This is a genomic window from Stieleria magnilauensis, from assembly GCA_007753675.1.
Lineage (GTDB): Bacteria > Planctomycetota > Planctomycetia > Pirellulales > Pirellulaceae > Stieleria > Stieleria magnilauensis.
The window spans coordinates 5,533,652-5,552,382 of the sequence record CP036432.1; the positions used below are offsets into that span (position 1 = coordinate 5,533,652).

Below are 18,731 nucleotides of genomic sequence, written 5' to 3' on the forward strand. Positions count from 1 at the left end.
TCATTCTGCAAATTTTGGCACAGTCGAGAGGAATCGGCTAACCTGATCAATCCAATACAACCGGTAGGGCGATAACCACCGTACCCAATCGGCTCCACGCATCCAGTGGAGCCGAACGAATTGAATGTGCAAAGTCGCTCGGCAGGACGCCATCACGCGAAGGTCATCAAGGACGAACATGAACCGGAATCGCTCACCACTGCATACTTTACCGATTCGTGAACGAAGTGAGCCGGACGAGGCCGGGGGCCCGTCCGAGTCGCTGATGCATGATCGACACGCGTCTTCATCCACGACATGCTGCGGTCGCCAACGGAGCAAACGCAGGAAACGCGTCGTGCTCTCAACGCTGTTTTGCGTCACCTTGCTGACCACTTCCGGTTGCGGCATCCCAGGACTGAGGTGCGCGAAACCGGGGCCGGCCATGCCGTCGGCCTACGCCTGGAACAACAGCATCCCGTTCTGGAGTTCCAACCCGGTATCGACATCGGCCGTTGACGCCGCTCCTGACATGTCTCAGGACGATGCGGCAACTCTCCATCCCCCCCAACAGTCCGAGTCATTCGCGGATTTCATCCAATCAGCCAGCTTTGTGCGACCGGCTGAACAAGATGAAGAAACGCTGACGGGCATGGATGAAGCAAACAGGGAAATTGAATCCGAAGGGGACGGCCAAAAGGATGATTCGACCGACGCCACGGGCACATCGTCCGGCGGCCCCGACTTCGGCATGATCGATACGGATGTCGGACCAAGCGACAGCAATGTTGACATCGCACCGTTTGAAAATTCGGCACGGTTGCCACAGGGTATCTTCTATAGCGACCCGTATTTGCTAAGCCTGATTAGCGAAACGCTGTCAGGGAACCAGGAATTGAATATCCTGTCCGAAGAAATCCGAATTGCGCACAACGAAAGCTATGCTCGTAGCGGCGAGTACCGACCTTTCGTGACACTGGGTGCGGGCGCAGGATTTGAAAAAACCGGTCGTCACACCCGCGCCGGTGCCGTCGAACATCAACTCGAAGTGGCACCTGGAACCGAGTTTCCCGATCCGCTCGGTGACTTCGCCTTCGGTGCAAATGCCTCCTGGGAGCTGGACATCTGGAAGAAGCTCCGCAATTCGCAGCGTGCCGCCGCGATGCGCTACCTCGGAACCCAAGAGGGCCGAAACTACATCATCACTCGCGTCGTCGCCGAGGTCGCAGAGAACTACTATCGGCTGCTTTCGTTGGACAACCGTCTGCAGATTTTGCAATCGACGATCGACATTCAACAGCAGAGCCTAAAAGTTGCCAAAGCCAAGAAAGCCGCCGGGCGCGGAACCGAACTGGCCGTTCAGCGTTTCCAAGCCGAAGTCCAGAAGAACCTCAGCGAACGATCTCTGATCGCCCAGGAGATCGTCGAAGTCGAAAACCGGATCAACTTTCTGGCCGGCCGTTATCCGCAGCCCGTCGAACGGATCCAGGGTGAATTTGTGGATCTGAACTTGACCACGCTTGGGGCCGGCATTCCCTCAGAGTTGCTGCTGAACCGAGCCGATATCCGCGAAGCCGAACGACAGGTCGCCGCTGCGGGATTGGATGTCAAGGTTGCCAGAGCACGGTTTTATCCTTCGCTCAGCTTGACCGCCGGACTCGGTTGGAACGCCTTCAGCACCGGCTATCTGTTCCGAACGCCAGAGTCCTTGCTCTACGGGATGGCCGGTGAACTGGTTGGACCACTGATCAACAAACGAGCGATCAAGGCTGACTATTGCAGCGCCAACGCGGCTCAGTTGCAGGCGATTTATAATTACCAACAGACCGTTCTCCAAGCCCACATCGAAGTCGTCAACCAGATCACCAAGGTGGAGAACTACCGGCGCAGCATCGAGGTCAAGAAACGGCAGCTCGCATCTCTACAAGCTTCCGTCGACGCGGCCAACAAACTGTTTCAAAACGCAAGAGCTGAATACGTCGAAGTCCTGTTGGCTCAACGAGAGTTGATGGAAGCCAAGATGGTTTTGGTGGAAACAAAGAACGAACAACTCTCGGCAATCGTCAACGCCTACCAGGCACTCGGCGGCGGTGGTTTTTAGTACAGGGCCAGCTCTCACTCAACTTGCCCAGCGTACGTACAATTGACATCGAGTTCCGATCTGAAGGTGGGTTTTGTCGAGGCTGCACCAACATCGATCGCGGAGCGAGGCCGACTCGTGCTCCGTGTCACCTTGCGTTTCGGGTAGGGGGTATTGGACGAGGCGACGAGCCTTGCCATTATGCCGACTGCAGAGGACGCGTCGCCTCGTCCACTACCCGAAAATTGAGCTAACACGGAACACTAATTGTCCCCGATAGGGTGCCAAATGCTGTCCAGGACGTGCAGCGTTGTCGCGGTGACTTGGGCCGATTCGTCGCCGGCGAAGACTTCGATCGTCGGCTTTTGGCCGGACGGAAAAATGCGGTCGCTAATCACGGCTTCGCCATCGTTGATGAACACTTCGATCGAAGACCGATCCACCAACAGCCGCAGTGAGACTTCGCCATCGAGGACGCGAGCCGGCGCTTCGTGGCGTCCCGCAAACGCCTGATGAAAGGCAACATTGCCGGATTTCCGCCGATCCACGTAGACCGCACCCGGCTCGCGATCGTAGCCGACTTCGGTGAATTCATCGTCGCCGGTGCGAATGCGAAGCCCGACCGAGCGAGCGGTGCCGGGCTTCAACGTCGTCTCAAGCTCAAACACCCTGTCCGTCAGTTCGCCCGGCTTGGTCACCGCGACCGGCGGCCAAGTCGCCCCGTGTGTCTGGATCGATCGACTGTGAACGCGCAGCTGCTGCAGTTCTTTCACCGGTCGTTGCACCAGGACGTAACCACCGGAGTCATCGCCACCGGAGTCATCGCGACCCGGTGTCTTCCGTAAACTCAACGTGCGTGGCACCGACATGCAGCTGCGCCAGGGGGACGTCGGGACGAGACAGGTTTGCCAATTGTTGAACCAACCGATCCAGATGCGGCGTCCATCGGACTGCGGGATGTCGGACCAACTCACCGGCGCGTAAAAGTCTCTTCCGAAGTCGACCCACTTGGCCTCCTGCGTCGCCGTGAACCGGGTGCCGTCGAAATGGCCGACGAAGTACTCGCCGCCACTGCCGCCGGCCACGCTGCCGCTTCCCATGTCGACCTCCAGCACCCACAACGTCTTTCCCTCGCCGCCTTCGACCGGCAATTCGAACAGGTCCGGACATTCCCAGTTCGACTTTTGTGCCACACCCGCGGGACCGAAACGACTCAGTTCGCTCCAGTCTTTCAGATTCTTCGACGCATACAACACCACGACTTTTTCTTTGGCGAGCGAGACGACCATGACCCAGCGACCGGTCGCTTCGTGCCAGAACACTTTGGGATCACGAAAGTCGGGGTTGTCGATATCCAGCACCGGGTTACCGGCGTACTTCGTCCAGGTCCTACCGTTGTCGTTGCTGTAGGCCAGATTTTGAACCTGTTTGCCGTTGCCGTGACCGGTATAGATCGCCACCATCGCGGGCTGGTCCCCGCGGCGGAATCCCGAGCTGTTGTGATGATCTACCACACAGCAACCGCTGAATGCCATGATGCCGTCGGCTTCGGGAATCGCCAGCGGCAGGTGTTGCCAGTGGGTCAGGTCGGCGCTGACGGCGTGGCCCCAACTCATGTGGCCCCACGAGTTACCCGCGGGATTGTATTGGTAGAACAGGTGATACTCGCCGTCATGAAACACCAGCCCGTTGGGATCATTCATCCAATTGATTTCAGGGCTGAAGTGATATTGCGGCCGCAGCGGCTCGCGCAGGTAGTCGGCCGATTGTCGATACTTGGCGAGCTGGTGCTCCAGATCAAAACGTTTCGGCGGATCGTCGGTCTGGACCAGATGATCGACTAGCAGATGGCCCCATCCGCCGGTCGCACGGTCATAGATGCGAACACGCGCTTGCCGCCCCGCAAACTCCCCCACGTCCCAAGACGACCATTGCAGTTCCTCCGACTCGGCCCCGCTGGCAACACGCACCGATTTGCCGTCGACCAGCAATTCGATACCGACGCTGTCTTGCCGGGCACCGCCGCCGATCAAAAACGCCAGATGGCGGCGCCCGATCGTAAACGGGGGACTGGTGGCGGTCCCGGTCGTCGCGTCTCCTCCCACGAACGTGTTGATCAGACCCTGACCGCGAAATCCTGACACCGGCATTTGATTGGCAAGGGTGCCAGATGCCGGCTGCGCACCAAACGCGTCCCCCGTGATCGTCCATTCGCCGTAGGAATCGGATTCGAAATCATCGATCAACAAATCGTCAGCGATCACCGCGTGGCTCGAACAGACCGATGCGACGATCACGACGAACAGGATTTTCACAACGCTCATTGGCAAAATTTCCTTGGGCGGCTCGCAGGTCTGTCAGATCAGCAAACCGGGCATTCAGGGTTTCATCAATTCGTCGGGAAACGTCATCGTCGCGCCCGGTTGTGAACACACATACGACGCCACCGCGATCGCATTTCGGTTGACGGTGTCGATGTCTTGCCCGCCGAGCAGCCCCAGGGTGATCGCGGCGGTGAAGGCATCGCCCGCGCCGACGGTGTCCGCCACCTCGGTGGGAATCCCCGGAAGATCGCTGACCTCGCTGTCGGAAACGATGGCCGCGCCATCCGCCCCGCGTGTCAACGCGACGTAACGCAACTGATGCCGCGCGGCCAGTTGCCGCATCACGTCCACGTCGTCGCCGGACAAGCCGCTGATCCGGGCGAGTCGAGGCAGCTCGTCGTCATTGAGTTTGAGCACATTGGCCAGTGCGAGCGATTGCTGGATGACGGAATCGTCGTAAAAGGGCTCTCGCAGATTCACGTCTAGAATCCGCAGCGCCGATTCCGGTGTCGCCTGGACGAACTGGTTGATCGTTTGGCGTGACGTTTCACTGCGTTGTCCGAGGGTGCCGAAGCAGACCGCGTCGCACTGCGCCGCGACCTTGCCCAAGGCATCGCTGCAGACCAGATGATCCCAGGCCGAATCGTCGGCAAAGTGATAGCTTGCCTTGCCATCATCATCGAGCTGGACGTCGACTTTTCCGGTCGCGTGTTGATTGACCTGCAACACCGAGGTGTCGACGCCGCGTTGTTTCAGCGATTCGATCGCCTTGCGTCCCAAATCGTCCTCCCCGACGGCACTGACCATCGACACCGCAGCGGCGCCACGCGACAACTCCGACGTGCTGCACGAAAAATTGGCCGGGGCACCTCCAAAACGGGGTCCATCAGGAAAAACATCCCAAAGAATTTCACCAATCCCAACAACCTGATGCACAACCATCACTCCTCTGCGATTCCCGTTCGGGTCTGCATGTCCTCCGGAGAAACGCCTTTCGTCTCCGGCACAAAGAACTTCACCCGATCCACTGCAGCACCATCATACCGCAGAAGGAACCCAGAATTACCGCCCCTCGACCACCGCTCTGTTCAAAACGGCACGGGAGTTGTTTTGCACAGTCCCCATGCACCACAACGAACCGATTCTGCCGACCACCACGCATGATGGTATTGATTTACCGGATGTCCCGGCCGAGCACTCCCCCCTCGAACGGGCCGCGTGGCAACAGGGTTTGGAGCAGGAGGTTCTTTGGTTGTTGACCCAAAAAGCCTCGTCAATTCGCGAAGAAATCTATGATCGGGTCGACGAAATCTTGTTGCGAACCACGTTGGAAGCGACCGGAGGGAACATCAGTCAGGCGAGTCATCGTCTGGGAATCAGTCGGCCGACGCTGAGAAGCCGGCTTCGCCAACTGAAGATCGAAATGCCGACGTCGTGATCGTGATGGAAAACTTCTTGCCAAACCTTGCGAAAGACTTTGCCACCGAACACCCGATCAGCTTTGAAGTCTTGGGACGCGATGAAAAAATCGCTCGTCAATCATTGCCCCCCAACCGTCGGACCACCGGTGTGTGGTCCGACACCGTTGAATCGCGGTCCGTGAACAGCCCAGACCCTGGCGCCAAGGATCTGTGGACAAACGAGACTCAGCCGCCCTGCGAAATTGGTAAAAAAATTTCCAGTTTGTACGGCTGTCAAAATGAATCGAAGCAGCGAGACTGAACATGAATTGGCGTTCAACCGCTGCGGCGCATGGATCATCCTCACGCAATCAAAAATTAATGAATCAACCCACGACTCCCGTTAATCGCCACCCCGATCACGCCGTGTTGAGCGGCTCGCACGTGGGGGCGGAACCGGATTTTGATGTCTCCGAATTTGAACGCAAACTGCTCGTCCGCCAGCTCCGGATGGAAGATTACGAAGCCTTGGTGAGGATGCAATTGCGTTGTTTTCCCGGCATGGAACCGTGGGGCCGCGACCAGATCGAAAGTCAGCTCAAGCATTTTCCCGAGGGCCAGCTCGTTGTCGAATGTGACGGACGCGTGGTGGCCAGCAGCAGCAGCCTGATGCTCGACTACGACGACGACCTGGAGTGGTGCGACTGGAAAAAAACGGCCGATGCGGGCTACATTCGCAATCACCGGCCCAAGGGCGACACGTTGTACGGCATCGAGATCATGGTCGATCCCGATTTTCGCGGGATGCGACTGTCACGTCGACTCTACGACGCGAGGAAAGAGCTCTGCCGCAGCCGAAACGTGGAACAAATGATTGTCGGCGGACGCATCCCCGGCTATCACAAGTATGCCGACCAGATGAAGGCGTCCGAGTACGTCGATCGCGTCATCAACAAGTCGATTTTTGACCCCGTCTTGTCCGCCCAGGTCGCCAACGGGTTTGCGCTGGAAGGGTTGCTGAAAGACTACCTGCCCACGGACACCGAAAGCTGTGGCTACGCGACCTTCTTGATCTGGCGCAACCTGGAGTATTCGCCGGTCAGCAAGCGGCGGCACCGCCGCACCGTCCGCCCGGTCCGCATCGGTGCGGTGCAGTACCAGATGCGAGCGGTGGCGGATTTTGACGAATTCGCCCGCCAGATCACGTACTTCGTCGATGTCGCCGGTGACTACCGCTGCGATTTCCTGTTGTTCCCCGAGTTGATTACGACCCAATTGCTTTCCATCATCCCCTCGCTGCGTCCCGGCGAGGCGGCTCGAAAGCTGGCCGAATACACGCCCCGATTGATGGAAGTGTTCGCAGACCTGGCGATGAAATTCGATACCAACATCATCGCCGGATCGCACTTCATTGTCGAAGACGATCGTCTCTACAACGTCGCGTTTCTGTTCCATCGGGACGGGCGGATCGACAAACAATACAAACTGCATATCACGCCCAGCGAACGCTCGTGGTGGGGCGTGGAAGGCGGACCGTCGATGGACGTGTTCGATACCGATTGCGGCAAGGTCTCGATCCAAGTCTGCTACGACTGCGAATTCCCGGAACTCGGTCGCTTGGCGGCGGGCCAAGGGGCGGACATCATTTTTGTCCCCTACAACACCGAGAGCCGACACGGCTATCTCCGCGTCCGTGCCTGTGCCCAAGCCCGCTGCATCGAAAATGACGTGTATGTGGCCATCGCCGGCTGCACCGGGAACTTGCCCTTCGTCGAAAACGCCGACGTGCACTATGCCCAATCGGCGATCTTGACGCCATGCGATGTCACCTTCGCCCGCGACGGGATCGGTGCCGAAGCGAGTCCGAACATCGAAACCGTCATCATCCACGACGTCGACTTGGAACTGCTGCGACGCCACCGTGAACGCGGCAGTGTCACCAACTGGAAAGATCGCCGCACCGATCTGTACGACGTGACCCAAAAGTGAATCGCTGGCCGCCAAGGCGCCGGGCAACGCTGTGAAGCATTTTTTTAGCGGTAGGCGTCGGGGTTGCGGAACCAGGCGGTCCCTGAGCGGCGTCGGCGGGTCAGTTCCCGTTTCGATCCGCGGCGGCGGGTGCATCAACGCTTTCGCAAGAAACGCGGGCGAATTCGACTTCGTAAGCTGCGAAGTCTCGCTCGATGCCCTCCAGGTCCTCCAGAATCGATCGACGGACGGCGCCGCTGGAATCGGTATCGGCAGCCACATCGATCGCGTTGTCCACCCCACCGATCAATCGGCGACGCCGTTTCGACAGCGGATCGATGGCTGTCGCGCCCGCGCGGTCGAGCGACTGGTCCTGCAGGCGAAACAGGGCCAATAACTGCTGGTGAAGTCTACCGAGTCGGTCTTCCAGCAACATCGACAGGTAGTGGCTATTTCCCTCTTGGTCATTGACGCCGACCGTCGCCTGTTCGGCAAGTGCGATCGCGTTGAAAAGCGTGTCGTGAATGGATTTGGCAAGATGGCTTGATGATGCAACCATGGCTGAGAAATGCCTTTCCGTGTGGAAATTGTTTTGCCAGGATTTCGTTCACGCGGTCGCGGGATCACCGCAAGACAGCTCTTCACAAAGTGAACGGCAGGCAACATAACCTACTGATACAGGATACTTTGCCGCCAGCGCACTCGCTTGATCGAAGAGCCTGATCGCGACGGCGAGTTCCCCCGATTCGAAGGACTGTAGGGCCGAACGAGCGTACTCCGCCGCCGTCCGCGCGTCGCTTTCGACCACGGCCAGCCATTCGGCGGCCTGCCGCCAACACTGCGATTCCTCGCCCCGCGTGGCCCTGGCCGCCACCCATGCCTGCCGCGACAGCAACCCGCGCAAATTCAGTCGATAGGATCCGAACTCGGTGTCCCAGCAACACCCCACCCAGCTTTCTTGAGCAAGTCGTACTAATGCACCGAGTTGAGTTGACATCGTGGTTGTTCGCGAAAAAGGCAAGGAGCGGATGATGGGAGTGGTCCTGTTCGGCTAAGTTAAACGGTCGCACGTCCCGCACTCTCCGGTACGCAGCTTGCACGACCTGACGCAAATGATGTTCCCATTGAGGTGCCAAATCTTTTGCCACAGGGGCTGCGGCGGTGCATCCACTCCCTTTGTTTTTAATGCCCATTCGTGAAAGCCCTGATCCGCCGAAATGCTTTCCCGATCGTTTGTAGCGCCGCGGTCGTGTTGACCGTCGGCTCGTTCGTGATCGCCTACCGGGCGATGAGCGATCTGCCGGTTGCCAATCAACGCATTTCTCTCGCCCAAGTCCGGCTCCAGCAACTCGGTTCGTTGCGCGCCAACCTGGCCGCCGCCACGTCTCGCGTCCGTGTTCTCAATATGGGCGGCGACGATCAAGATCGGCTGGAATTGGCCGAAGCGATTGCCCGGTGCGACCAGCTGCTCGGCGAATTGCAGACCGCAGACCAACCCAATGCACCCTCGTTGTTGGGCCGGATTCACGACGGCGTCGGTGACTTTCTGGAACTGCTGCGATCGGCGAATGTCGCGCAAGGTTCGGTCAGTGACGAGCAGCTGTTGCAATTGCGCCAGGAATCGAAATCGCTACGGTCGCGGCTGGAGTCGCTCGAAGAATTACTCCGCGGCCAACTCGACAAACTCCGCGGCGTTCTGGATTCGAAACGCCAGGGTGCCCTTTCCGGCTTGGTCGCCGGTCACGCGGTGATGCTGGCCGCACTGGCGTTGCTGTACACCGCGCGGCGCTCGGAACATCACCGCCGCTTGGTCGCTGACAGCAAAACCGCCGAAGCCGATCAGCGATTCGAACTGTTGTTCCAAAGCAGCGGAGACGGGATCATCGTGACCGACGAATTGGGGCGGATCGAAGTGGCCAATGTCGCGATGGCGGAAATGCTGGGCGTCTCCGCCGACGACTTGCCCGGGCAGGCACTGACACGCTTTTTCGAAACGACCGTGATCGATGAATGGCTTGCCAACCGGCTCGACGACCCAAGCCAACACCCGCTGCTGCTGCGACGGGTAAAAGTCAAACGCACCGACGGGGAACCACTGCTGGCGGAAATCTCGGTCAAACCCCGCACCGATTTCGGAATCGATCGTCTGGCGATTTCGGTGCGTGATGTCTCCGATCAACAGGCTTCGCGGCTCAGGTTGAAACAGCACGAGGCCTTGTTGGCCGAGATTCCCGATCCGATTCATGTGCTCGACGCCGCCGGACGCGTCATCTACTGGAATCGCGGTGCACGGCAACTCTATGGCTATGAAGCCTCCGAGGTGATCGGGCATACGGCAGCCGATCTACTGCAAATCGTTGCCCCCAACGATCATTCCGCCAACGTCCACGGCAGCGACTACGACACCGCGTCCCGCTGGTCGGGTGAACTGCGTGCGACGGCGAAAGACGGAACACGACTGCGGATCGAACGACGACGGACGCGACTGTTTGACGAGGGCGAATCGATCGGTGATGTCATCTTTGACCTCGACTTGGTTGCCCGCACGAAGCTGCAACAGGTCGAGCGGCGTCGCCAGCGGCTCGAATCGCTCGGCGCCTTGGCCGGCGGAATCGCGCACGACTTGAACAACCTGCTGACGCCAATTCTGATGAGCGGCAAAATGCTGCAGCGGGACAATCCCAACGTCGATCGCAGCGGGCTGGTGGAAACCATCGTGATCGGCGCTTCACGCGGCGCCGATCTGATCTCGCAACTGCTGACCTTTGCCCGCGGCGGCGACGGCGTCCACCAGCCGATTCGCCTGCAGTCGTTCTTGCCCGAAATCGTAGCCATCATCCAACGCACCCTGCCGGCCGGCATTAGCCTGCAATTGACGATTGAACCGGACCTGCCCGACATCAGTGGTGACGAAACCGAAATCAGTCAGGTCGTGATGAATCTGGCCATCAATGCACGCGATGCGATGTCCGAGACCGGCGTACTGAAAATCGAAGCGTCGTTGATGACGCTGGTCACCGAACGCTCGTTCTCCTACACCACGCTTCAGCCCGGTGATTACGTCGTCATCAGCGTCTCGGACACCGGTACCGGCATTCCGGTCGGCATCCGGGATCGGATTTTCGACCCGTTCTTTTCCACCAAGCCGCGCGGCCAGGGCACCGGTCTGGGGCTGAGCACTTCGATCGGGATTGTCAAAGGCCACGATGGGGCGATCGGACTGCAGTCGATCGTCGGCAAGGGAACGACGATCTCGGTGATCCTGCCGGTTCTGCCGACCCAAGAAGCCTCCGAACCCGCCCCCGCTGACGCCCGGCTCACTTGATGCGCCGCGTGTTCTCAAATGGGGCGTCTGCTGACTGAGTGGCGGGCTTGTTCGCGTGGCGGTGTTTGCCTGCACGCCAGGGCTTGGATCGCGTCGCACACCTGCCATACTGGATCCCACCTCATCCCCTCCACGATGCCGACTCGGTCATGACGAATTCTCAAACCCTGCTGGTCATTGACGACGACCCGCTGATTCTCCAATGCATGCGATTGTGTCTGCCCGAACCGGACTATCACGTGGTGACGGCGGAATCGGCCGGACAGGCGATTTCCGCGTTTCGCAGCGGACAGCCCGATGCGGTGCTGCTCGATATCCAGCTTCCCGACCAGTCCGGCCTGGCACTGATTCACGAAATCCGCGAGCTCGATGGACGCGTCCCGGTGATTTTGATGACCGGCCATGGCACCTCGGAAACGGCGATCGCGGCGATGAGCGGTGGGGCCTTCGACTACGTCACCAAGCCGTTCGAGCCCGATGAGATTCTGCCCGTCATCGACGCGGCGCTCGAAACGAGCCGCATGGCGCGCAAGCCCGCGATCCTGCCGTCGGAAAAGGAACGCTTGTCATCGGAAAAACCCAGCGACCAAATGATGGGCGAGTGCCCCGAGATGGTCGAAGTGTTTCGCTCCATCGGCCGGGTCGCGTCGCGCGATACCGCCGTCTTGATCCTGGGCGAAACCGGCACCGGCAAAGAAGTGGTTGCCCGGGCGCTCTACCAACACAGCTCGCGACACAACCATGTGTTCCACGCGATCAACTGCGCGGCGATCCCCGAAGCGTTGCTGGAAAGTGAATTGTTCGGCCACGAGAAAGGCGCGTTCACCGGCGCGGAGCAGCGACGCATCGGAAAGTTCGAAATCTGTAACGGCGGCACGTTGTTTCTGGACGAAATCGGTGACATGACGCCGGTGATGCAAACCAAATTGCTGCGTGTGTTGCAGGAAAAGGAGTTTGAACGCGTCGGCGGCAGCAAGACCATCAAAACCGATGTGCGAATCATCGCGGCGACCAACCGCGATCTCGACTCCGCGATGGCCGACGGTTCGTTCCGCAGCGACCTGTTTTATCGCTTGAACGAATTCACGATCTCGTTGCCCCCGCTTCGCGAGCGCGGCCAAGATCTTCCCAAGATGGCGGAACATTTTTTCCATCTGTTCTCGCGCCAGCTGAAAAAAGACTTCGTGTCCATCGCACCGGAAACGATGCAACGTCTGCTGGCCCATGATTGGCCTGGAAACGTTCGCGAACTGCAAGGCATCATCAAGCAGACGTTGCTCAAGGCCAGTGGTCCGGTGATCCTGCCGTCGTTCCTGCCGAGCGGATTCGGCGCCACGTCGCCCGCCTCCGCCCCCGCCGAGACGTCCACCCAAGACTGGCAGGACGGGCTGGCCAAAGAGATCCGCAGGCGATTTGCCGAGGGCTCGTTCACCATCGGCAATGATATTCACGACGACGTCGATCGCATCCTGATCGCCGAAGTCATGAAGTCGAGTGGCAACAACATCAGCGAAGCCAGCAATCGCCTCGGCATCAGCCGTCCGACGCTGCGGAGCCGAATCAATCATCTGCGGATCGACGTCAGCTGATCGCGTCGCACTCCATCGACGCGATCATTGGTCGTTGTCACGTTTCTAAAACAACGCAAGCGGTTAGCGGAACGGCGCGAGCCGTCCGGTTGCGTTTCAAAAACAACGTCAAAAACCGGAGGGCTTGCGCCCTGCCGCTAACAACACAAAACCCGCTTGACGTCCAAATCGATGGCATTGGGCATCCACGTGCTTCGGACACAGAAAGCAGGCGTGCCAAGACAAGCTTGGCACGCCCCTGGGATGGGGACCTACCTGTAACCATCAAGGCCGAACCTCCTGGTCAACCAGTAGCTCCATACCAGTTTATCGCTCTCCGAGGTAGAGTCGTCGGTTGCTCCGTCAACGTTGCTTGACGACGCATTAACGATCCAAGTGTTGGACGATTTCTCGCTTGGCGATCAACCGGGTGCCTCGTTTGCGTTCGACGCCGCAAACGTCCAGCCAACGATCGCGAAGCATGTTTGACATCTTGTCGATCGCGGCGGCGCTCTCGCCCACGTTGGGAATTTTCCCGCCGGCACGGTGGGCGTGGCCACCGGAACCTCCCAGACCTTTCAGGGTCTCACGAATCATCTCCGCCGCGTTGTCTTCAGCATATTGTGTCCGCGCCGAAACCAGCAAGTCCCCGGCGATCACGGCGCCGCACATCACCCGACTGACCGAATCACCCCGAATCAGCAAATCGGCGATCTCGCCCACAATCTCGACGCCATCGGCTCGGGGCAGGAAGCACATCGCCACGTCGTCGTAGAGAAAGGTGTTTTGCAGCGCCAGCAACAGGTCCCCGTAATACGATCGCCGCAGCGGTGCATTGTGAATTTCGGCCAACAACTCGGGTTCGCCGAATTCCATCAACCAGGGCAAGATCAATCGGTCCAGCGACGAATAATGCGACTCGTAGGCGCAGGTCTCGGTGCTGATCGCGTACAGCATCGCGGTGGCCAACTTCGCTCCCGGGCTGATCGCTTGCTCGCGCAGGTAGCTGGCAATGATCGATGCCGACGCGGCGACCTCCACGCGAATGTCGCTAAACGGCGTTTTGATGCTGCGTTGATCGGGGATGTGATGATCGATGATCGCGAAGGGCTTGACCCCCTGACGGGTCAACACGTGGTTGGAAGCTTCCGCCCCGCAATCCACCAGAATCGCCGCGGTGCGGTCATCGAATTCAAAGTCGTCCACCAATTCGATCGGTGGTTCCAAGAGATCCACCATGTGCCGGTTCTCGGCCCGAACGATGGCCCCCCCGCCGATCACCCGTGTCGGCAGCCCCACCGTTTCGTCGATCAGGACTTTCAGTCCCCAACCCGAGGCGATCGCGTCCGGATCGGGATTGTCGTGCATCACGACCACGACCTCGTCACAATCGCTGAGGCTCTCTAATAGCCGTGTGGAGACGGATTTCGCATTCAATTGCGTTGCCTTCATAACTCCGTCGCTTTGATCACACCGAGACCCTCGATTCAAACCAAGGAAACACCGCCCCAGATTGCTATCGTATCCGCGGCCAACACCGCTATAAAGGTTGAGAATTCTGATTCGGCAAAGTTCGAGCACCTCTGGCGTCAAACGGGGCCGGTTAGGCAACGCGGCCCCCGGAAGCGGGCGAAGCTGGACGACAGCCCCCCTGGTTGACCATGATTGAATCGATTCTCTTGACCACAGACGAATTGCGGCGGACCTTCCGCATTGTCGACGCGATCGACATTGTGCTGGTTTCGGCGTTCCTTTACGCCTCGCTGCTCTGGTTTCGCCAGACGACATCGCGGGGGGTCCTGGTCGGGGTGGCAGCGCTCGCTTGGGTGTATTTTGTCGCTCGCAGCCTGGACATGTACCTGACGTCACTGGCCTTTCACACCACCTTTGCCGTCCTGTTGTTCATCCTGGTCGTGGTGTTCCAGGAAGACCTGCGTCGGCTGCTCGAGCGGGTGGCTTCGTTCCAGTCCGTTCCAATCGAACACGGCGGCCAAAGTGGGGTGCAGATCGACTCTCTGGTGGAAGTCGTCTTTCGCATGGCATCCTCGAAGACCGGTGCCCTGATCGTCCTGAAGCGAAAGGAGTCACTTGAACGTCAGCTGCATGGAGGCATCCCGTTGGACGGCAAGTTCAGCGTCCCGCTGATCTACAGCATCTTCGATTCGAGCACGCCGGGACACGACGGTGCGATCGTGATCGATCGTGATCACATCAAACAGTACGCCGCCCATCTTCCGATCTCTCCCAACACCAACAAGCTCGGCGGCCGCGGCACCCGGCACAGTGCGGCACTGGGGCTCTCGGAACGTTCCGATGCGGTCACCATCGTGGTGTCAGAGGAACGCGGCAGCGTTTGTGTGGCTCAAGCGGGGACGTTGAAGGAGATGCCGACTGCCACCGACCTCAAGTCTGTTCTCGACGCCAACTTTGCCTCGGGGCTCGCCGATTCGCGGCCACCGCTCTGGAAACAAATCCTGGTCGACCACGCGGGTCTGAAAGTCTTGTCGTTGATCGTCGCGGTCGCCGCCTGGTTCGTACTCGCCTACGATCCGCACACGGTGCAACGCACCTTCATCGTGCCGGTCGAGTACCGGAATGTGGCCAAGCATTTGGAAATTGACACCTCGGCGCCGAATGAATGCCGCGTGACGCTTTCGGGTTCAGACCGCGATTTTCGTTTCCTCGATCCGGCCAGCCTGAAAGTGTCACTGGATCTGACTCACACCCTGGCGGGCTATCACGAAATTCAGCTCAGTGAGCAAAACATTCAGCTGCCGGCCAACCTGTTTCCCTATCGCATCGACCCGCGCGTCGTTGAGTTGCTGATCAAGGTAAAATTGCCGGAACCGACAACGGCCGAACCGAGCAGCGTTCCCAAATGACGTTGGACAGGCGACACGCCGGCAACGCTTCAAACGATCCACGACATGAACAGCGACGCGAATCCCAGGAAGGCGGCGAATCCGACAATGTCTGTCACCGTCGTCAAAAAGATCGCCGCGGATTGAGCGGGATCGCGGCCCAGCTTCTGCAGAATCAATGGAATCACGGCGCCGGAGATCGCCGCGGCGGCCATGTTGACCACCATCGCCATGGCGATCACCAGTGAAAGTCCTGATCCGGCCAACACCGAATCGCCCGCGGCCATTCGCCACGCAAAGACCGCGATCGCTGTCACGACGGCGACGGCAACGCCGTTGATCAGTCCGCCGAAAAGTTCCTTGTAAATCAGCTGCTTGCGACTGCCGGGAACCAGTTCGCGAAGTGCCAACCCACGCATCACGACAGCCAGCGACTGGGACCCCGTGTTCCCGCCCTGTCCGGCGACCACGGGAAGCAGCACCGCCAAGGCGGCGACTTTGGCGATCGTCCCCTCGAACACCCCGATCACCGCCGCCGCCATGAACGCGGTGACCAAATTGACGAACAGCCAGGGGAGTCGGCTCTTGACGACCATCGAAACGGGCGACAACGCACGCTCGTCGGCACCGGCCCCCACGATCTTCTGTAAATTTTCAAACGCCGCCGCCTGGCTCGACGCCAGCGCATCGGCTTGCTTGACCACCCCGATCAATCGGCCTTCAAAGTCGACCACCGGTAACGCCAGAAAACGTTTCTGCCCCATCAAATCGACGACCTCACTCGATGACATGACATCGGGGACCCGAGTGACCTCCCTGCGCACAATCGGCGCGATCGGGTCCCGCGGCTTGGCCAACAACAGGTCGCGCATGTTGATCACCCCATCAAGCGTTCCGTCGCGTCGCGTGACGTAAAGGTAATGCAGTGCTTCCCGAGGCGCCTGACGGATCGCCGAAATCGCTTCCTGCACCGTGATGTCCGCGGCCAATGAAACGACCCGCGGTTCCATCATCCCGCCCGCCGTTTCGGGAGCGTATTGGGCCAGGGCCAGCAACCCCCGGGAGACATCCTGCGGCAGTGCGGTGATCAACGCCTCGCGATTGGACGGATCCACCTGATGCAAAACCGACGAGGCAACCCGCGGCGGCAGGCGTCCGAGTAATTTGGCGGCCTGGGCCGGTTCAAGTTGAGCAACGATTTCGGCCCCCGCATGCGGGCTGATCCGCTGCAGCAACGCCAGTGCGATTCGGCTCGGCAGCGACTTAAAGAGCCAATGCCGTTCTTCCGAATCGAGTGTTTCAAAGGCCCGCGCCGCATCTTCGGGATGCAACTGCACAAAAACTTTCAGCAGCGATTCAAGAGGTTTCATGGCATCGTCGAATGGAGGGCAGATCTGTGACCTCTAGTTGACGCAATGCGGTCCCCCTGTCAATCGGAGTTCGGCGCGTGTCGTTGCCGATCAACGTAGCCGGAGCAATGGTGAGTCGACGGCGCGAGCGGCGGGCAACGTCGTCACCACCAGGCCCGCGGCTAGCGCCGTCGGCTCACGAAACCGAGAGACAATCACGCCGCGGGTGGAAAACGTTTTTCCGACGCGGCGCAGTTTCTTTTCCACGACATGGCGTCGGCGGCGCGGCTCTGCCCCCTGCAATTCCGTCGGTGTGAAACCAGGATCGCCCCGCGAGCCGGTGCATCGGGATCGACGGGCTGCAAGCTGTTCCCAGGTCTTCTCCGGCCGATCAGATTGGCACGAAAAATGCAATTGACCGATCCGATCCGGTCCGATCCGGTCCGATCGACCCAGTGTGGGTCACCCACCGATTCGTTTGCTCCCGCGAGGAAACTGCAATGGCCAACCGTGGCAAAAACCAAAAGAAACCCAAGGGCTTCAACAAGAAAGTCGCGCCCGTCGTCGCCCCCGTCACGAACAACAAGGGAAAGTCGGCGGCTTCCTCGCGCGGCAAGAAACGTTAAGCCGATCGCCCCAATCCTGACGCGTGCCAAGGCAACCTCGATCATCGCCCCACCACGCTTTATCATAGCGACCCGCAAAGTATTATTTTGGCTTTGCGGGTCGCGTCGTTTTAAGACTGTGACACAATTTCCCAGTAGTGGACGAGGCGACGAGTCCCCCACCCAGTTTCCCAGTAGTGGACGAGGCGACGAGTCCCCCACCCAATTTTCCAGTAGTGGACGAGGCGACGAGTCCCCCACCCAATTTCCCAGGTAGTGGACGAGGCGACGAGTCCCCCACCCAATTTCCCAGTATCGGACGAGGCGACGAGTCCTCCACAGTCGGCAGATCGACGAGGACGCGTCGCCTCGTCCACGACCGCCGACCCGAAACGCAAGGCGACCATTGACTTCCATTCGATCGGCCGGAGACTTCTTTTGATCGGTGTAATTTCACTATTGGTGACGCTCACGCTATCGATGATCGTCACGCGGGTGGCCGCGATGGCGTTGATGTTCACCGGGCTGTCGCGCGAAGCGGCGAAATTCCAGGCCCGATCAGCGTTCACCGGGTCCGGATTCACCACCCAGGAATCGGAAATGGTGGTCACCCATCCCGTGCGGCGGCAGATCGTGATGCTGTTGATGCTGCTGGGCAACGTCGGGATTGCCACCGTCGCCGCGACCGTGATGGTGTCGGTGATGAGCACGTCGAACTCCACCTGGCAAACCCAGGTCCTGTTGTTCTCGATCCTGATCGGCGGCATCACGTTCCTGTGGATCTTTTTTTCCAGTCGTTGGGTCGAACGACACATGAACCGCGTCATCGCCTGGCTGCTCAAAACGTTCACGGACCTGGACGTTCGCGACTACGTCAGCCTGCTGGAACTCTCACGCGGCTACGCGGTGACTGAAATGCTGGTCGAGCCGCGGGACTGGATGGCCGGTAAATCGCTCGCGTCGCTACGGCTGAGCGACGAAGGGATTCTGGTGCTGAGCATTCGCCGCGAGGGCGGTATTTTTCAAGGCACGCCGCGGGGCGACGACCTCGTCCAACCCGGCGATGTGCTGATCCTCTACGGTGATCTGGACGACGTCGAACGACTGGATAAACGCCGGGCCGGATTCAAGGGTGACCAGGAACACGCTATGTCGGTCGAACAGCAAGAGGAATTCGAAGCCGAACAGCGAGAATTGCTGCAAGCCCTCGAAGCCAAACAGGCGCTGGAGTCGGAGATTTTGGAAAAGGCCGAGAAGCTCGACGTCTAACCC

14 protein-coding genes are annotated in these 18,731 nt (G+C 59.4%); 8 read left to right on the forward strand and 6 right to left on the reverse strand.

Annotated elements, in window-relative coordinates:
• Window positions 1-265: 265 nt before the first annotated feature.
• Window positions 266-2,080: a TolC family protein gene (locus TBK1r_RS19345; protein ID WP_419580157.1), complete on the forward strand. Its 1,815-nt coding sequence runs from the start codon at window positions 266-268 to the stop codon at window positions 2,078-2,080.
• A 242-nt stretch (window positions 2,081-2,322) separates the two neighbouring features.
• Here TBK1r_RS19345 and TBK1r_RS19350 read toward each other — a convergent pair whose 3' ends face one another.
• Together TBK1r_RS19350 and TBK1r_RS19355 are read right to left on the reverse strand one after the other, a co-directional pair.
• Window positions 2,323-4,383, reverse strand: coding sequence for a glycoside hydrolase family 32 protein (locus TBK1r_RS19350; RefSeq protein WP_145214210.1), 2,061 nt, complete (start codon window positions 4,381-4,383; stop codon window positions 2,323-2,325).
• A gap of 54 nt (window positions 4,384-4,437) precedes the next feature.
• The gene (locus TBK1r_RS19355) at window positions 4,438-5,319 is read right to left on the reverse strand and encodes a carbohydrate kinase family protein (protein ID WP_419580158.1); all 882 of its coding nucleotides are present in this window, start codon (window positions 5,317-5,319) and stop codon (window positions 4,438-4,440) included.
• Window positions 5,320-5,506: 187 nt separating this feature from the next.
• Between TBK1r_RS19355 and TBK1r_RS19360 the strand changes: the two genes are divergently transcribed.
• Both TBK1r_RS19360 and TBK1r_RS19365 read left to right on the forward strand, forming a co-directional pair.
• Window positions 5,507-5,821, forward strand: coding sequence for a helix-turn-helix domain-containing protein (locus TBK1r_RS19360; protein WP_145214216.1), 315 nt, complete (start codon window positions 5,507-5,509; stop codon window positions 5,819-5,821).
• 472 nt (window positions 5,822-6,293) lie between these two features.
• On the forward strand, window positions 6,294-7,772 hold the full coding sequence (locus TBK1r_RS19365) for a carbon-nitrogen hydrolase family protein (RefSeq protein WP_419581575.1): 1,479 nt from the start codon (window positions 6,294-6,296) through the stop codon (window positions 7,770-7,772).
• 100 nt (window positions 7,773-7,872) lie between these two features.
• Here the strand turns inward: TBK1r_RS19365 and TBK1r_RS19370 are convergent, their stop codons facing one another.
• The gene (locus tag TBK1r_RS19370) at window positions 7,873-8,310 is read right to left on the reverse strand and encodes a hypothetical protein (protein ID WP_145214222.1); all 438 of its coding nucleotides are present in this window, start codon (window positions 8,308-8,310) and stop codon (window positions 7,873-7,875) included.
• Window positions 8,311-8,358: 48 nt separating this feature from the next.
• Complete coding sequence (locus TBK1r_RS38710) at window positions 8,359-8,748, reverse strand: hypothetical protein (RefSeq protein WP_372895401.1); 390 nt, start codon at window positions 8,746-8,748, stop codon at window positions 8,359-8,361.
• Window positions 8,749-8,946: 198 nt separating this feature from the next.
• Between TBK1r_RS38710 and TBK1r_RS19380 the strand changes: the two genes are divergently transcribed.
• Window positions 8,947-11,076: a PAS domain-containing sensor histidine kinase gene (locus TBK1r_RS19380; protein ID WP_145214225.1), complete on the forward strand. Its 2,130-nt coding sequence runs from the start codon at window positions 8,947-8,949 to the stop codon at window positions 11,074-11,076.
• Window positions 11,077-11,225: 149 nt separating this feature from the next.
• Window positions 11,226-12,665 carry a sigma-54-dependent transcriptional regulator gene (locus TBK1r_RS19385; RefSeq protein WP_145214228.1) on the forward strand — a complete coding sequence of 480 codons (1,440 nt, stop codon included), beginning with the start codon at window positions 11,226-11,228 and terminating at the stop codon, window positions 12,663-12,665.
• 363 nt (window positions 12,666-13,028) lie between these two features.
• On the opposite strand, the gene TBK1r_RS19390 is transcribed toward TBK1r_RS19385, so the two are convergent.
• On the reverse strand, window positions 13,029-14,096 hold the full coding sequence (locus TBK1r_RS19390) for a DHH family phosphoesterase (protein ID WP_372897769.1): 1,068 nt from the start codon (window positions 14,094-14,096) through the stop codon (window positions 13,029-13,031).
• A gap of 209 nt (window positions 14,097-14,305) precedes the next feature.
• Here TBK1r_RS19390 and TBK1r_RS19395 point away from each other — a divergent pair, with 209 nt between their 5' ends.
• Entirely contained in the window at window positions 14,306-15,526 is a 1,221-nt protein-coding gene (locus TBK1r_RS19395) for a diadenylate cyclase (RefSeq protein ID WP_145214234.1), read from the forward strand.
• Window positions 15,527-15,555: 29 nt separating this feature from the next.
• On the opposite strand, the gene mgtE is transcribed toward TBK1r_RS19395, so the two are convergent.
• Window positions 15,556-16,875 carry a magnesium transporter gene (gene mgtE / locus TBK1r_RS19400; RefSeq protein WP_145214237.1) on the reverse strand — a complete coding sequence of 440 codons (1,320 nt, stop codon included), beginning with the start codon at window positions 16,873-16,875 and terminating at the stop codon, window positions 15,556-15,558.
• Between the two features lie 479 nt (window positions 16,876-17,354).
• Between mgtE and TBK1r_RS38715 the strand changes: the two genes are divergently transcribed.
• A complete protein-coding gene (locus tag TBK1r_RS38715) occupies window positions 17,355-17,480 on the forward strand; it encodes a hypothetical protein (protein WP_419580159.1) in 126 nt (41 codons plus the stop codon).
• A gap of 417 nt (window positions 17,481-17,897) precedes the next feature.
• Window positions 17,898-18,728 carry a TrkA C-terminal domain-containing protein gene (locus TBK1r_RS19405; RefSeq protein WP_145214240.1) on the forward strand — a complete coding sequence of 277 codons (831 nt, stop codon included), beginning with the start codon at window positions 17,898-17,900 and terminating at the stop codon, window positions 18,726-18,728.
• Window positions 18,729-18,731 lie beyond the last annotated feature (3 nt).